This window comes from Luteibacter jiangsuensis (genome assembly GCF_011742555.1).
Taxonomy (GTDB): Bacteria; Pseudomonadota; Gammaproteobacteria; order Xanthomonadales; family Rhodanobacteraceae; genus Luteibacter; species Luteibacter jiangsuensis.
In genome coordinates this window covers 387,471-400,954 of the sequence record NZ_JAAQQR010000001.1, presented here as the reverse complement: position 1 = coordinate 400,954, position 13,484 = coordinate 387,471, and the positions used below count along the sequence as shown (strand labels likewise).

The window sequence follows — 13,484 nt, the reverse complement described above, 5'->3', positions numbered from 1 at the left end:
ACAGTGAGCCTTCACTCCGCGCGCCGTTTCGCCACCTCTGCTGGTGTCACCGTACCGGCCTTGCCACCGAAGTGGTGCACCACGTAGTTGGCCAGCGCCGCCACTTCCGCATCGTTGAACGTTTGGGCGAACGCGGGCATGTAGATGTCCTGGTCGCGCACGCGCATCGATACGCCTTCGAGAATGATGCCCACCACGTTCGCACCGGACGGATCGTTCACGCCACGGGTGCCGGCCAGGCCTGCCTGCGGCGTCTGACGGCCCGGTCCGTTCCACTGGTGGCAGCTGGCGCACGCGCCTGCGAAGAGTTGCCTTCCCATGTCGCTCGCGGAAGGATCGGAACCCGGCAGCAGCTCGTTCGAAGCGCGGAGTCCGGGCGCACCGGCATCGACGACCACCGGGTCCTTGCCTTCCTTCGCGGGGACGGTCCGTAACCAGGTGACCAGCGCGGAGATGTCCGCGGCGTCCAGGTACTGGAGGCTGTGATCGACCGCCTCGCCCATGGGACCACCGGCCGTACCGCGGCCGTCTGCATGGCCGGTGGACAGGTACTGCGCGACCGCTGCGTCCGGCCACGCGCCGATGCCGTGCGTGGCGTCGGAAGTGATGTTCCAGGCGCGCCACCCATTCACCGTCTCGCCGGCCAGCAGCGATCCCTTGCTCATCGCAAAGCCGATGTTGCGCGGCGTGTGGCATTCGCCGCAGTGGGCGAGAGCGCCGGCCAGGTAGGCGCCCCTGTTCCACGCCTCGGAGCGGTTGGCATCGGGCTCGAAGCGATGGCTGCGGAAGAAGGCCGCGTTCCAGAACCCCATGGCCCAGCGCTGGTTGAAGGGGAAGCCGATGTCGTTTTCGCGGTTCGGCTGCCTGACCTTGGGCAGGGTGAAGAGGTAGGCCTTGATCGCGAGAACGTCCGCACGGCTCAGCTCGGTGTACGACGTGTACGGAAAGGCCGGATAGAGGTGCTTGCCGTCCCTGCGGATGCCCTCGCGCACCGCACGCACGAACTCCTCGTCGGTGTAGCGTCCGATGCCGGTGTCCGGGTCGGGTGTGATGTTGGACGAGTAGATCGTGCCGAAGGGCAGCTTGAACGCCAGCCCGCCCGCGAAGGGTTTGCCGCCCGGCGTTACGTGGCAGGCGATGCAATCGGCCGCGCGCGTCAGGTATTCGCCACGTGCGACGGGATCGCTGGACGGTGGCGCACCCGCGAGGGACGGAGCCTTTCCGTCGGCGGGGTCGGTGCGGTTGAGCCATGCATAGGCGCCGGCGCCGATCACCAGCACCACGGGCAGGGCGATGAGCACTCGTTTCCATCGCTTCTTCATGCCAGATCCTCCACGCCGGAACCGGTGGACACCACCTTGTCTTCCGCCTCCTTCGAGGCGACGAGCGATGTGCGCGTCACTGGCAGCTCGCGCAGGCGGATGCCTGTGGCCGCGAAAATGGCGTTCGCAAGAGCAGGGGCGGCAATGGCGGTGCCCACCTCGCCGATGCCGCCGGGCGCCTCGTCGCTGTCGACGAGGTGCACTTCCACCGCGGGTGCCTCGTTGATGCGCAGGATCCGGTAATCGTGGAAGTTGCTTTGCTGGATGGCACCGTGCTCGATGGTGATCCCGCTGAACATGGCCGCGCTGAGACCGAAGAGGACGCCGCCCTCGATCTGCGCCTTCACTGAGCTGGGGTTGATGGTGATGCCGTTGTCGATTGCCGCCACCGCCCGGCGCAGGCGGACCACGCCCTGCGGCGTCACTTCCACTTCCATCGCCAGGCATACGTGGCTGCCGAAGGGAGAGCCCACCGCGATGCCGCGACCCACGCGTGGCGGAAGGGGCGTGCCCCATTGGATCTGTTCGGCCGCCAGGTCGAGGACCCGCCGCGGGCGCGAACCGGGCTTCATCATCGCCTGCCTGTATGCCAGGGGATCCTTTCCGGCGGCATGCGCCAGTTCGTCGACGAAGCTCTCGACGACAAAGAGGTTGTGCGTCGGCCCGACACCTCGCCACCAGCCGACGACGAGCCCCGGCGGCATGTCGTGGCGTGCCCATTCCACCTGGACATTGTCGAGATCGTAGGGCAGGTCGGCTGCGGACTCGATGGCATCGCTGTCCATGCCGTCCTTACCCATCGCACCGGGCGCCCAGCGGCCGAGCACGGTACCGCTGGTGATGCGGTGGTGCCAGGCGGCAGGCTTGCCGTCGGCGCCGAGCGTGGCGGCGATGCGGTCGAAATAGAGGGGCCGCACGCGATCGTGGCGGATGTCCTCCTCGCGGCTCCAGATCACCTTCAGCGGGTAGGTGACCTGTTTCGCGAAGGCGACGGCCTGCTCGACCTGGTCCGTTTCCAGCCGGCGGCCGAAGCCGCCACCGAGATACTGGGCGTGGAAGGTGACACCTTCCGCGGGGATGCCGCAGATGCGCGCGGCTTCGGCCACGCAACGGGTAGGCACCTGCGATCCCGTCCAGATTTCGCATTTGCCCGGGGTGACGTGCACCGTGGCATTGAGCGGTTCCATGGGCGCATGCGCCAGCATGGGCGAAACGAACTCCGATTCCACCCGCGTGCCCGCGGCCGGCGTGTCGCGCGTGGCCTTCCGCCCCACCAGGACGGGGCCGGAAGCCGACTTCGCACGGAGGCCGCGAATGAGGGATGCGTTGTCCAGGTTTTCGTTGACGCCATGCTGCCACGTGATGTCGAGGGCCAGGAGACCCTGCGAGGCCGCCCAGTAATGCTCGCCGACGACCGCCACCGCGTCGTCCAGCCGGATGACGTCGACGACACCGGGTATCGCGCGCGCCTTGCGCTCGTCGACGTCACCGAGCCGCCCGGCAAGTTCCGGCGACGTGCGCACGGCGGCCACCTTCATGCCGGGCACGCGTATGTCGATTCCGAACAGCGTCTTGCCGTTGACCTTGTCCGGCGAATCGACGCGCCGGAGCGGCTTGCCGATGAGCGTGTAGTCCGCGCGCGGCTTCAGCGTCACCTTCTCGGGCTGCGGCAGTTTCCCCGCCGCTTCCGCCACCGCGCCGAACGGCAGGGTGCGGCCCGAGGGAGTGTGGGTGATGACGCCGCGGGCCACGGTGCAGTCGCCGGGTTCCACCTTCCAGCGCAGGGACGCGGCACGCACGAGCATCTCGCGCGCCACGGCGCCCGCTTCGCGAAGCACCTGCCACTGGGCGCGGGTACTCGTCGATCCGCCGGTGGCCTGTATGCCGCCCAGGAGCACCACGCCGTACAGTTCGTCGCTTGGCGGCGAGTGTTCGACCGCGATCTGGTCCAGGCCCACGCCGAGTTCCTCGGCGAGCATCATGCAGATGCCCGTATAGATCGCCTGGCCCATTTCCACCGACGGCATGACGAGCCGCACCGGCCCATTGCTGTCGATGCGTATGAAGGCATTGGGAGCGAACGGCGGATTGCCGTCGGCGGCAGCGGCGCCCGCATCCGACGCCTGCCGCCGCGCGCTCATGGTGGCCACGGCGGGCCCCATGCCAGCGCTCCACAAGAAGGCCACGGCGAGGCCCCCGCCGGTCAACTTCAGGGCGGCGCGGCGGCCCGCGTCCACCGGCTCCCGGTCGCGCGCGCTCATGGCCGTTCTCCGTCGACGATGACCTGCAACCCGAGCGGCCGCCCGCTCGCGGCCTGGTGGATGCCTTCGCGGATGCGCACGTAGGTGGCGCAGCGGCAGATGTTGCCGCTCATCGCCGCGTCGATGTCGGCATCGGTGGGCTGGGGCGTCTGGGCAAGCAGGGCGGCGGCGGACATGATCTGGCCCGACTGGCAGTAGCCGCACTGGACGACGTCGAGTGCGAGCCATGCTTCCTGTACCCGCTTGCCTTCCGGCGTGCCGCCGATGGCCTCGATGGTGGTGATCTCGTTCCCGCCGATGACGGAAACCGGCAGCTGGCACGACCGCACCGGCTTTCCGGCGAGGTGCACGGTGCATGCGCCGCACTGGGCGATGCCGCACCCGAACTTGGTGCCGGTCAGCCCGATAACGTCGCGGAGGACCCAGAGGAGGGGCATGTCGGGCGGGACATCGACATCATGGTCCTCCCCATTGATGCGCAGGACGGTCATGGAAGTCTCCTGGTGGATCTGGCTCGATGGATCGGCTGGGGTCCCTGGCGCCCGTCATGTCCCCTTCCGGTCCAGCGGCGACGGACGCTTCTGCCCGCATCGTTCGCCATTGGGGGCGGTCGCGGCTTGAACGATTCTGCTGTGTCGATCCATTTGCCGTTTCGTGCCGTCGAAGATCGTGTCGTTCAAGTACAGGCCGCAGGCGCCGGATAGGATGGGGTTTTACACAGGACGAGACGATGAGCAGAACCGCCGCGGATTACCTGGCAGAGACCCTGGCTTCGGCCGGTGTGGAACGGATCTATGGCGTCGTCGGGGATTCTCTCAACGGCTTTACCGACTCGCTGCGCCGTATCGGCACCATCGACTGGGTGCACATGCGTCACGAGGAAAGCGCTGCGTTTGCCGCAGGCGCCGAAGCCCACCTCACGGGGCAGCTGGCGGTGTGCGCGGGCAGTTGCGGACCGGGCAACCTCCATCTCATCAACGGGCTGTTCGATGCTCAGCGCAGCCGGGTACCAATGCTGGCCATCGCCGCGCATATTCCGAGTACGGAAATCGGCATCGACTACTTCCAGGCCACGCATCCGGAAGTCCTGTTCAAGGAATGCAGCCACTACGTCGAACTGGTGAACCACCCCGACCACCTGCCGCAGGTGCTCCATCGCGCCATGCGAGAGGCTGTCGCAAAGAAGGGTGTGGCTGTGGTGGTGATGTCGGGCGATATCGCGCTGCAGCACCTCTCCGCGTCAGTGCCGCGCTGGCTTGTGCCGTCCACTCCTGTGCTCCACCCCAACGAAAGCGATTTGCGCGCGGTGGCCGACATCCTTAATGAAGGGTCGCGCGTTACGCTCTTCTGCGGAGCGGGTTGTGCCGGCGCGCATGCGGAGATCATGGAACTCGCGGGCAAGCTCAAGGCGCCCATCGTCCATTCGCTGCGCGGGAAGGAATACGTCGAGTACGACAATCCACACGATGTCGGCATGACCGGCCTTCTCGGTTTCGCTTCCGGCTACAAGGCCATCAAGGCGTGCGACACCTTGCTGCTTCTGGGCACGGACTTTCCCTATCGGCAGTTCTATCCCGAGAAGGCGCGCATCGTGCAGATCGACGTCCGTCCGGAAGCGCTCGGCAACCGCTGCGGACTCGAGCTTGGCGTGCTCGGCTCGGTGGACGAAACACTGAGGGCGCTTCTGCCGCTCATCGACGACAAGAGCGACACGAGCTATCTCAATGCGGCCACTAAGGATTACCAACGCGCGCGGGCGGATCTCGATGCGCTGGCGGAAAGCCGCCCTGGCGGCAGCATCATTCACCCGCAGTACGTGACCCGTGTCGTGAGCGATCTCGCGAAGGACGACGCCATCTTCTCCTGCGATGTGGGTACGCCGGTGGCCTGGGCGGCGCGCTATCTGCGCATGAACGGGAAGCGCCGGCTGCTCGGTTCCTTCAATCACGGCTCCATGGCCAACGCCATGCTCCAGGCCATCGGTGCGCAGGCGACAATGCCGGACCGCCAGGTCGTCTCGTTCTCGGGCGACGGCGGCTTCACCATGATGATGGGCGAATTCGTCACCCTCATTCAGCACAAACTGCCCGTGAAGATCGTCGTGCTCAACAACGGCACGCTGGGCTTCGTGGAGATGGAGATGAAGGCGTCGGGCTTCCTCGATGTCGGCGTCGATCTCAAGAATCCCAACTTCGCGGCGATGGCATCCGCCATGGGCATCAAGGCCATTCGCGTGGAGAAGCCCGACGAGCTCGAGGCCGCGGTGAAAGAGATTCTCGCCCACGATGGCCCCGCGCTGCTGGACGTGGTGACGGCACGTCAGGAGCTCGTGATTCCGCCGGTCAAGAACTTCGACGAGTCTTATAAGTTCGGCATGTTCATGCTCAAGGCGGTGCTCGATGGGCGCGCGGCCGAACTCATCGATCTGGCCAAGGTGAACCTGCTTCGGTAGCGGCGGGCTAGATGCCCATGACAAACCAGACGACGAACGCCGCGACACCCAGCAGCGCTGCAAGGAGCAGGCCGCGCACCAAGAGTGGGTCGCGCGGCGAGACCTGAGAAGGCCAGGGCAGGGTCAGTGCCCTGAGCGCGGAAGCGAAGGCCGCGGTTGCGCCGGTGACGCGCAGCCAATCGAGCCGGACCCAGCGCTGCGCCATCGCTATCGATTCGGCGTCGGTGATCGTGTCTCTGGGAGAGCCGACGCCGTGGTACCAAAGGGCGGCATTCATCGGCCAGAACGCCGTGACCGTCAGGATGAGCAGGGCAAGGATGCCGATGGACGGAATGCACAGCAGCCACCGGTACCGCCATGGGGTCTTCCAACCGGCGATCAGGGCCGCGAACGAGGCGATGAGCATCAAGGCCGAGAAGGGGATGAAGAACACGCCCGTATCGACGGGCCAGTGTTTGCCGTACGGCATCATCGCCAGCGACTGCGGAGGATCCGCACTCCAGGCTCCCGCCAGTACCAGCAGGTCGAAGAGCTTGGCGCCGACCAGCGGGCCGCCGACGAGCACGGCCAAGGTCAGGAATGCCTTCGTGATCGTTTCGCGTCGCATGGTGGCTCCCCTTGTCGATTGAGCCGGCGCAGTAGTCCGTGAGGTGGGCCGATCGTAGCGCTACGGCGGCCACTCGCGGAAATTCACACAGACAGTCGTCTTGTCCAGCATGGCGAATTCCCGGGAACCCCACGGCTTGAGCGAAACCGAGCGGGCATTCGGATGAAGGAGATGGGGCACGCGCTCCGACATCTCCCGGTAAAGCCCGTCGACGTCGTCCGTGTCGATACTCAACTCGGGTCGGTCTTTCGCCGCGTATTCAGGGCTCTCGACGAGATAAGCTTTCGCGCCGTCGCGTGCGATGACGGCCATGGTGTCGTCCTGGTACAGCACCTCGAAACCGAGGCCGTCTACAAAGAATTCCAGGCCGTCCTGCAGACGGTCGTAGAAGATCTTTGGGATGAGGTTCTTGAGCATGACAGGCATCCGCGCCCCCGGTACCGAGCATCGTGCCAGCGGGGCCGGCTATGCTCAAGGTTCACCGAGGAGAGCGTCCCATGGCCAGACTCGTTTATGCGCTGAACCAGTCCCTGGACGGTTATGTCGAGCACGAGCAGCTAGGGCCACCCGACCCGGCTCTGTTTCGGCACTTCATCGAGGACGTTCGCAGCTTGACCGGCATGCTCTACGGTCGCCGCATGTATGAGGTCATGCGCTACTGGGACGACGACCTTCCGGAGTGGGGCGCGGACGAGCGCGAGTATGCCGAGGCTTGGCGGAGCAAGCCGAAGTGGGTGGTATCGCGTTCGCTGGAGGTAGCTGGACCGAATGCCAGCGTCGTTGCCGGCGATGTGGAGGCGGCAGTGCGCCGCCTGAAAGCCGAATGCGTTGGGGTGATCGAAGTCGCTGGTCCGGAATTGGCGGGAAGTCTTACCGATGCCGGGCTGATCGACGAGTATCGGCTCTATGTCCATCCCGTGGTGCTTGGACGGGGCAAGCCGTTCTTTTCGGGGGCTGTGCCGCGGCTGCGGTTTGTGGGGAGTGAGTTGATGGGGGGCGATGTCGTCAGGCTGGTTTATGTGCCCGGCTGAAGCCCGTGTACGAAGTGGATCCACCGCCTGTTGACGGATGGTGGCGCCGGGCGTCCGGCAACCTGCCGCAGGAAGTTACGTGACGATCTGTCGTCTTTCCCGAGGGCGAATTTTTCACGCTAAAGCAGGGGCGAGCCCGGGACCATCGCGCATCAGGAATCGATTAGCGGGAATCCATGGCGACAGTGTCATTGCGTTCGCCCCGCGCCCTCGAAGCGGCGGGGTTCTTCCTCGCCGACGTACAGGCGGGCGTTGGCCCGTTCCTCGGCGTGTACCTGCAGGCGCACCATTGGGCGCCGGGGCGCATCGGCACGGCCATGACCATCGGCGGGCTGGTCGCGCTCGTCGCCACCGTGCCGGCGGGCGCACTCGTGGACAGCACCAAGCACAAGAGGGGCATCGTCGCGTCGGCGAGCATCGGCACGGTGCTTGCGACGTGCATTGTCCTCATCTCGACCTCGTTTCCCGCGGTGGTCGCGTCCCAGGTGCTTACGGCACTTACCGGCGCGGTGTTCGGTCCGGTGCTTGCGGGCCTGACCCTGGGCCTGGTCGGGCAGGACGGTTTCGACCGGCAGTTCGGTCGCGTGCAGGTGGCCAACCATGCGGGCAACGTGGCGGCGGCCGCGTTGTCGGGTTATCTCGGATGGCGGTTCGGATTCACGGCGATCTTCATGCTCGCCGCAGCGTTCGGCGTGCTTGCTATCGCCACCGTCTACCTCATCCGTCGCGAGGACATCGACGACCGGCGTGCTCGAGGCATGTCGGAAGAGGCGCCGGGGCAGAGCGAGGCGGCCGGCGGGTTTCGCCTGCTCTGGCGCAGCCGGCCGCTTCTGTTGCTTGCCGGCACGCTGTGCCTGTTTCACCTGGGCAACGCGGCCATGCTGCCGCTCTTCGGCCTCGCGGTCGTCGCGCGCGGGCAGGCGGATCCCTCGCTCTTCACGTCGCTGACTATCGTCATCGCACAACTCGTGATGGTGGGCGCCTCGCTGGGCGCCATGCGCTGGATGCGGACGCGCGGCCACTGGTGGGTCGTGCTTGTCACCCTTGTGGCCCTGCCGGTGAGAGGCATCGTGGCCGCGCTATGGATGGCCCCGTGGGGCGTCGTGCCCGTGCAGGTGCTCGACGGCATCGGTGCCGGGTTGCAGAGCGTGGCCGTGCCGGCGCTGGTGGCCCACCTGATGCGCGGCACCGGACGCGCCAACGTCGCGCAGGGTGCCGTTCTCGCCGCCCAGGGGCTGGGCGCTGCCTTAAGTCCCGCGCTTGGTGGCTGGATCGCCGAACTCTACGGATTCGCCGCGTCTTTCTTGTGCCTCGGCGCACTCGCCGCCGGCGCGCTGGTCATCTGGCTGGTCGCGCGCGCGGCGCTGCCTTCGCCACCCCGTCCATCCCGAACTAACCCGGAGCCTGCCCATGCACTGGATCGATCCTGATCACCTTCCCGAAACCCGTGGCATCGTCCGCACCCTTGTGCTCAACCCGCATGGCCTGCTCGACGGCCTGCTGCTGGACGACGACACCGAGATCCATGTTGCCCCGCACCTGTCCGGCCAACTGCTGTCGCGCATCCGTCCCGGCGAGCAGGTCACGGTGCGGGGCCTGCGCCATCGTGGGATGCCGCTCATCGTCGCCCTTGCCGTGACGCCCGCACGCGGGCGCACTGTGGTCGACGAGGGTCCGGGCCATGAAAAGCTTCCGAAACACCTGGAAGGCAAGAGGGAACGGTGGGGTTATAGCGGTGTCGTGGAACGTTTGCTCCACGGCCCGAAAGGCGACATCCATGGCGCGCTGTTAGACGACGGCGTGATCCTTCGCTTTCCCCCGCATGCGGCCCAAGGGGTGAAACTGAGAGAAGGGCAGGCCGTGGATGTCGACGGGGCCTGGTTCGAGTCTCGGCATGGCACGGTGATCGATGTCGACCACCTGGCGACTGCTGGGCGTCCGCTCGTGGCGGTGCGGTGAGAGTCGTTCTCGCAAATGACGGCGACTCTCTACGTGCTGTGCTCCTCACGACGGGTGCTCGATCGGCGTCAGCGGGAGAAGCCTTGAATCTTCGATAGCCGCTGTTCGGTGCCCTATGCCTGCCAGATAGCCGGCGTGCGTCGCGAAGGCGAGAAACGCGGCGACGCTGGATTGCCTGACCATCATGACGAGGTCCCAGCGTTCGTGTTCCGGGCCGATGAGGAATCGGTCGCCACGACCTAGGAACAACAGATCGCCTCCGCTCTCGTGCAGAAACGGAAGCGTATGCCGGATATACAGATCGAACGCCGCCATGCCGCTGATGGGATTGGGCGGCGCCAGCGATGGGTGATCGGAGTAGTCCGCAGTTTCGCGAAAGCGCAGTAGGTTCAGCATGACGAGAGAGCCTTGCATTTGCTTCGCTACGAAAGCGCGTCCGGACTCTTGGGTCGGTTCCAGGTAAAAGCTGGTGCCATTGGGCGATGACATGTTGATCTCCACGTAGCAGTGGTGAAATATACCCGGGTAAATTATGTAGATCAATATTACCCGGATTATTTTGTGCCATGGGTGGGAAACGGGGTGCCGAAGTTGAGCGATTGGGTCGGCAATTCATCTTGGCGTCGGCCCACAGATCTATCACTCGGTCGGAAGATCCTGGCCGAACTAGGTCACCGGTCGACCGAGCGAGCGGGCGCGCTGGCGGAGGTCATTAAGAAGGCAATCGAAGAGGTGCACGGCGCTGGGCGCGGCCACGCCGAACATACTTAACGTAATGGTTTCACGGGCTAAAGCGAGGCTCTACGTCGTGGGCTCACGCGCGTCTTGGGGAACCGTTGGCCATGCCCGAGATCTGGCAGACAGGTTGCCGGTTCTGTGACCCTCGATACCGGCGAATCGCGGGCTTTCGTAAAACTGATCGCAAACGGGCCCAAATGCATTCGGTTTGCACGGCCGGTTCAATCGCGGGTGTCCTGCGTCGTGCCCCGGATTCCAAGCCGGGTGGCTGACCGGCGTAAGTTGGCCCGATCGGTGCCAAGCTCGCGCGCGGCCGCCGCCCAGTTGCCGTCATGCCGTCTGACGGCGGCGAGAATGTAATCCCGCTCAAACCTCGTAACGGCAGCTCGCAGACCGATGACCGGCCCTTCAATTGCAGTTGGGGCCTGCGGAATCGGCGCGGGGGCAATGGACAGGTCGAGGTCACCTGCTTCCACGGTCAGCGCACCTGTCGCTCCTGGCGATCGCGCGCTCGCCTTGAGCACGGCCCGTCCGATGGTGTGCTCGAGTTCGCGCACGTTGCCTGGCCACGGTGCATCGAGCAGCGCCTGCTGGGCCTCGGGCGACAGACGCAAGCCGGTGCGATGGTGTCGCGCGCGATTTTCCTCGAGGAACGCACCAGCGAGCAGCAACACGTCCGTTCCGCGTTCGCGCAGGTTCGGCACGATTATGGGGTAGGCGCTCAGTCGGTGGAAAAAGTCCGCGCGGCAGCGCCCCTCACGCACCTCCTCGGCGAGGTCGCGGTTGCTCGCGGCGATGATGCGCACGTCCACATGGTGCTCGCGGTCCGATCCGATGCGCTGGACGTGCCCGCTTTGCATGACCCGCAACATGGCGGCCTGCGCGGCCAGTGAAAGGTCTGCGACCTCATCGAGAAACAGCGTGCCACGGTCGGCGAGTTCGAACTTGCCCCGCCGGTCGGATGTCGCTCCGGAAAAAGCCCCCCGCACATGGCCGAACAGTTCGCTCTCGAGCAGCTGCGCTGGGAACGCGGCGCAATTCACCGCAATGAGCGGACGGTCCGCTCGCGCGGAGGCCGCATGGACGGCTTGTGCGACCAGTTCCTTGCCGGTGCCGGTCTCCCCACGGATGAGGACAGCAAGCTCGCTGGGTGCGACCACTGCAATCTCTTCCATCAAGCGCTGCATGGCGGGGCTGCGGCCAAGGAGTGTGCGGGGCGTTGCCCGGTTGGCTGCCGCCTGGAAACTTTCCGCGCGGGCCCGCTCGCGATCGGCTTCATGGGCGAGGCGTGCCATGCGCATCCCAGCCATCACCGTTGCTGCCGCGAGGCTCGCAAACGCACGCAGCGTATCGATGTCGTCTTGCGAGAATCGGCCGGGTTCGAGCGCGTCCAGGGTGAGCAGCCCCCATGCCTGTCCGCCTGTTTCGAGCCGGCACCCCATGCAGTCGTGGACGTCGAGCCTCGGTGCAGCCGCAACGAGGCCATCGTACGGGTCGGGCAGGGGACTGTCGGCAGGAAACAGCGTGGGACCGGGGCTCGCCAGGAGCATGGCAAAGCGGGGATGGTCGGCTATCCGAAAGCGCCGGCCGAGCGTATCCAGACTCAGGCCGTCCACCGCCAGGGGAACAAGAGTGTCGCCGTCGAGACGCAGGATGGCGCTGGCGTCGCAGGGCAAGAGCTCGCGTAGCGTGGCGAGCAGGCGGCGGTAGCGCTCCGCGTTCGGGAGATCGACCGAGAGATCGTCCATGAGGGGGAGCAGGGCTGCCAGGGTCGTGCCGGATGCGGTCATATCGACTTCCACGGGAGTCCCGATGACTCCGGATGAAGGAAGTCATTATGACCCCGGGCAACGCCAAGGCCTTGATCCAAAACGTCGCAGGCGCTGGCACGATCCGTGGATAGACCAGTGCACCCCATCTGGATGCACCATCATGCTGAGCGAATCCCAAAAGGCCATTGTCCGTGCCACCGTGCCCCTTCTCGATGCTTGCGGTGAGGCCCTCACCACCCACTTCTACGGCATCCTGCTTCGCGAGTACCCGGAAGTGCGCCCGTACTTCAACCAGGCCAACCAACTGACGGGCGATCAGCCACGCGCGCTGGCCAATGGCGTGCTCATGTATGCGCGGCATATCGACCGGCTCGAAGGGCTCGGTGACTTGGTTCCGGCCATCGTCAACAAGCACGTGTCCCTGCGCATCCGCGCCGAACACTACCCGGTCGTCGGCACCTGTCTTCTGCGAGCCATCCGCGAGGTCCTCGGCGCGGCGGTGGCAACCGACGATGTCATCGAGGCCTGGGGGGCGGCCTACGGCCAGCTCGCCGACATGCTGTCCGGCGCGGAGGAAGCGGTCTACAAGGCGCAGGCTTCGGCCGAGGGCGGCTGGCGCGACGAACGCACCTTCCGTGTCGTTGAAAAGACCGTCGAGAGCGATGAAATAACCTCGTTCCGTTTCATGCCCGTCGATGGCCTTCCGGTCCTCGCCCATGCCCCGGGCCAGTACATCGGCCTGCGCGTTCTCGTGGACGGCATCGACGTGCGGCGCAACTACTCGCTGTCTGCCATCGCCGACGGGCGCACCTACCGCATCAGCGTCAAGCGCCAACCCGGCGGTCTCGTCTCAAACTACCTGCATGACATGGTCGGCGTCGGGGACACCGTAGAGCTCTATCCGCCGTCCGGTCACTTTGTCCTTGAAGACAGCGGGCGCGACGTCGTGCTCATCAGCGGTGGCGTGGGCATCACTCCGACCCTCGCCATGCTCGACGCGGCAACGCAGACGGGGCGCACCATCCATTTCATCCATGCAACGCGCCATGCCGGTGCTCACGCCTTCCGCAAGACCATCGAGGATCTCGCATCGTCGTATCCCCGGTTGCGTCACTATTTCTGCTACGAAGTGGAACGTGCAGGCGACCCCGAACCCCACGCGTGGGGCTTTCTCGACAAGCAGATGCTGGCGCGCTGGATGCCCGAAGCCGGTACCGCCGACGTCTATTTCCTGGGGCCGAAGCCGTTCATGAAGGTGGTCCGCGATTCACTGCGCGCCCTTGGTGTCCCACAGGCTCAGGCGCGCTTTGAGTTCTTTGGTCCGGCCGCGTCGCTCGATTGA

At 65.8% G+C, this 13,484-nt stretch carries 12 protein-coding genes; 5 read left to right on the top strand and 7 right to left on the bottom strand.

Annotation, left to right across the window (positions count from 1 at the left end):
- Window positions 1-11: 11 nt before the first annotated feature.
- From HBF26_RS01630 to HBF26_RS01620, 3 genes are read right to left on the bottom strand one after another with little or no spacing between them, the layout of a single operon-like run.
- A complete protein-coding gene (locus tag HBF26_RS01630) occupies window positions 12-1,322 on the bottom strand; it encodes a c-type cytochrome (RefSeq protein WP_167122417.1) in 1,311 nt (436 codons plus the stop codon).
- Window positions 1,319-3,583, bottom strand: a complete 2,265-nt coding sequence (locus HBF26_RS01625; RefSeq protein WP_167122415.1) for a xanthine dehydrogenase family protein molybdopterin-binding subunit — start codon at window positions 3,581-3,583, stop codon at window positions 1,319-1,321. Before HBF26_RS01625 ends, HBF26_RS01630 begins: the two co-directional genes overlap by 4 nt.
- Complete coding sequence (locus tag HBF26_RS01620) at window positions 3,580-4,074, bottom strand: (2Fe-2S)-binding protein (RefSeq protein ID WP_167122413.1); 495 nt, start codon at window positions 4,072-4,074, stop codon at window positions 3,580-3,582. Before HBF26_RS01620 ends, HBF26_RS01625 begins: the two co-directional genes overlap by 4 nt.
- A 239-nt stretch (window positions 4,075-4,313) precedes the next feature.
- Here HBF26_RS01620 and poxB point away from each other — a divergent pair, with 239 nt between their 5' ends.
- Window positions 4,314-6,035, top strand: a complete 1,722-nt coding sequence (gene poxB, locus HBF26_RS01615; protein WP_167122411.1) for a ubiquinone-dependent pyruvate dehydrogenase — start codon at window positions 4,314-4,316, stop codon at window positions 6,033-6,035.
- Window positions 6,036-6,042: 7 nt separating this feature from the next.
- Here poxB and HBF26_RS01610 read toward each other — a convergent pair whose 3' ends face one another.
- Both HBF26_RS01610 and HBF26_RS01605 read right to left on the bottom strand, forming a co-directional pair.
- The gene (locus HBF26_RS01610) at window positions 6,043-6,642 is read right to left on the bottom strand and encodes an anthrone oxygenase family protein (protein WP_167122409.1); all 600 of its coding nucleotides are present in this window, start codon (window positions 6,640-6,642) and stop codon (window positions 6,043-6,045) included.
- A gap of 60 nt (window positions 6,643-6,702) precedes the next feature.
- Entirely contained in the window at window positions 6,703-7,059 is a 357-nt protein-coding gene (locus HBF26_RS01605; RefSeq protein ID WP_167122407.1) for a VOC family protein, read from the bottom strand.
- 80 nt (window positions 7,060-7,139) lie between these two features.
- Between HBF26_RS01605 and HBF26_RS01600 the strand changes: the two genes are divergently transcribed.
- The 3 genes from HBF26_RS01600 to HBF26_RS01590 all read left to right on the top strand — a co-directional run bounded on the left by HBF26_RS01600 (window position 7,140) and on the right by HBF26_RS01590 (window position 9,632).
- On the top strand, window positions 7,140-7,673 hold the full coding sequence (locus HBF26_RS01600) for a dihydrofolate reductase family protein (protein WP_167122405.1): 534 nt from the start codon (window positions 7,140-7,142) through the stop codon (window positions 7,671-7,673).
- A 176-nt stretch (window positions 7,674-7,849) separates the two neighbouring features.
- Window positions 7,850-9,103 (top strand): MFS transporter, encoded by a 1,254-nt coding sequence (locus HBF26_RS01595; protein WP_167122403.1) that lies wholly within the window; start codon window positions 7,850-7,852, stop codon window positions 9,101-9,103.
- On the top strand, window positions 9,084-9,632 hold the full coding sequence (locus HBF26_RS01590) for a hypothetical protein (protein ID WP_167122401.1): 549 nt from the start codon (window positions 9,084-9,086) through the stop codon (window positions 9,630-9,632). Before HBF26_RS01595 ends, HBF26_RS01590 begins: the two co-directional genes overlap by 20 nt.
- A 45-nt stretch (window positions 9,633-9,677) precedes the next feature.
- On the opposite strand, the gene HBF26_RS01585 is transcribed toward HBF26_RS01590, so the two are convergent.
- Both HBF26_RS01585 and norR read right to left on the bottom strand, forming a co-directional pair.
- Window positions 9,678-10,121 (bottom strand): DUF1330 domain-containing protein, encoded by a 444-nt coding sequence (locus HBF26_RS01585; RefSeq protein ID WP_167122399.1) that lies wholly within the window; start codon window positions 10,119-10,121, stop codon window positions 9,678-9,680.
- 470 nt (window positions 10,122-10,591) lie between these two features.
- Window positions 10,592-12,172, bottom strand: coding sequence for a nitric oxide reductase transcriptional regulator NorR (gene norR, locus HBF26_RS01580; RefSeq protein ID WP_338039612.1), 1,581 nt, complete (start codon window positions 12,170-12,172; stop codon window positions 10,592-10,594).
- Window positions 12,173-12,182: 10 nt separating this feature from the next.
- Between norR and hmpA the strand changes: the two genes are divergently transcribed.
- Window positions 12,183-13,484 (top strand): NO-inducible flavohemoprotein, encoded by a 1,302-nt coding sequence (gene hmpA / locus HBF26_RS01575; RefSeq protein WP_240151159.1) that lies wholly within the window; start codon window positions 12,183-12,185, stop codon window positions 13,482-13,484.

Excerpts from the sequence above, each read along its gene's own strand:
- HBF26_RS01620 (WP_167122413.1), bottom strand. The coding sequence starts at position 4,074 with ATGACCGTCCTGCGCATCAATGGGGAGGACCATGATGTCGATGTCCCG.
- HBF26_RS01600 (WP_167122405.1), top strand. The coding sequence starts at position 7,140 with ATGGCCAGACTCGTTTATGCGCTGAACCAGTCCCTGGACGGTTATGTC.
- HBF26_RS01625 (WP_167122415.1), bottom strand. The coding sequence starts at position 3,583 with ATGAGCGCGCGCGACCGGGAGCCGGTGGACGCGGGCCGCCGCGCCGCC.
- HBF26_RS01595 (WP_167122403.1), top strand. The coding sequence starts at position 7,850 with ATGGCGACAGTGTCATTGCGTTCGCCCCGCGCCCTCGAAGCGGCGGGG.
- HBF26_RS01590 (WP_167122401.1), top strand. The coding sequence starts at position 9,084 with ATGCACTGGATCGATCCTGATCACCTTCCCGAAACCCGTGGCATCGTC.
- HBF26_RS01605 (WP_167122407.1), bottom strand. The coding sequence starts at position 7,059 with ATGCTCAAGAACCTCATCCCAAAGATCTTCTACGACCGTCTGCAGGAC.
- hmpA (WP_240151159.1), top strand. The coding sequence starts at position 12,183 with ATGACTCCGGATGAAGGAAGTCATTATGACCCCGGGCAACGCCAAGGC.
- poxB (WP_167122411.1), top strand. The coding sequence starts at position 4,314 with ATGAGCAGAACCGCCGCGGATTACCTGGCAGAGACCCTGGCTTCGGCC.
- HBF26_RS01585 (WP_167122399.1), bottom strand. The coding sequence starts at position 10,121 with ATGTCATCGCCCAATGGCACCAGCTTTTACCTGGAACCGACCCAAGAG.
- HBF26_RS01630 (WP_167122417.1), bottom strand. The coding sequence starts at position 1,322 with ATGAAGAAGCGATGGAAACGAGTGCTCATCGCCCTGCCCGTGGTGCTG.
- HBF26_RS01610 (WP_167122409.1), bottom strand. The coding sequence starts at position 6,642 with ATGCGACGCGAAACGATCACGAAGGCATTCCTGACCTTGGCCGTGCTC.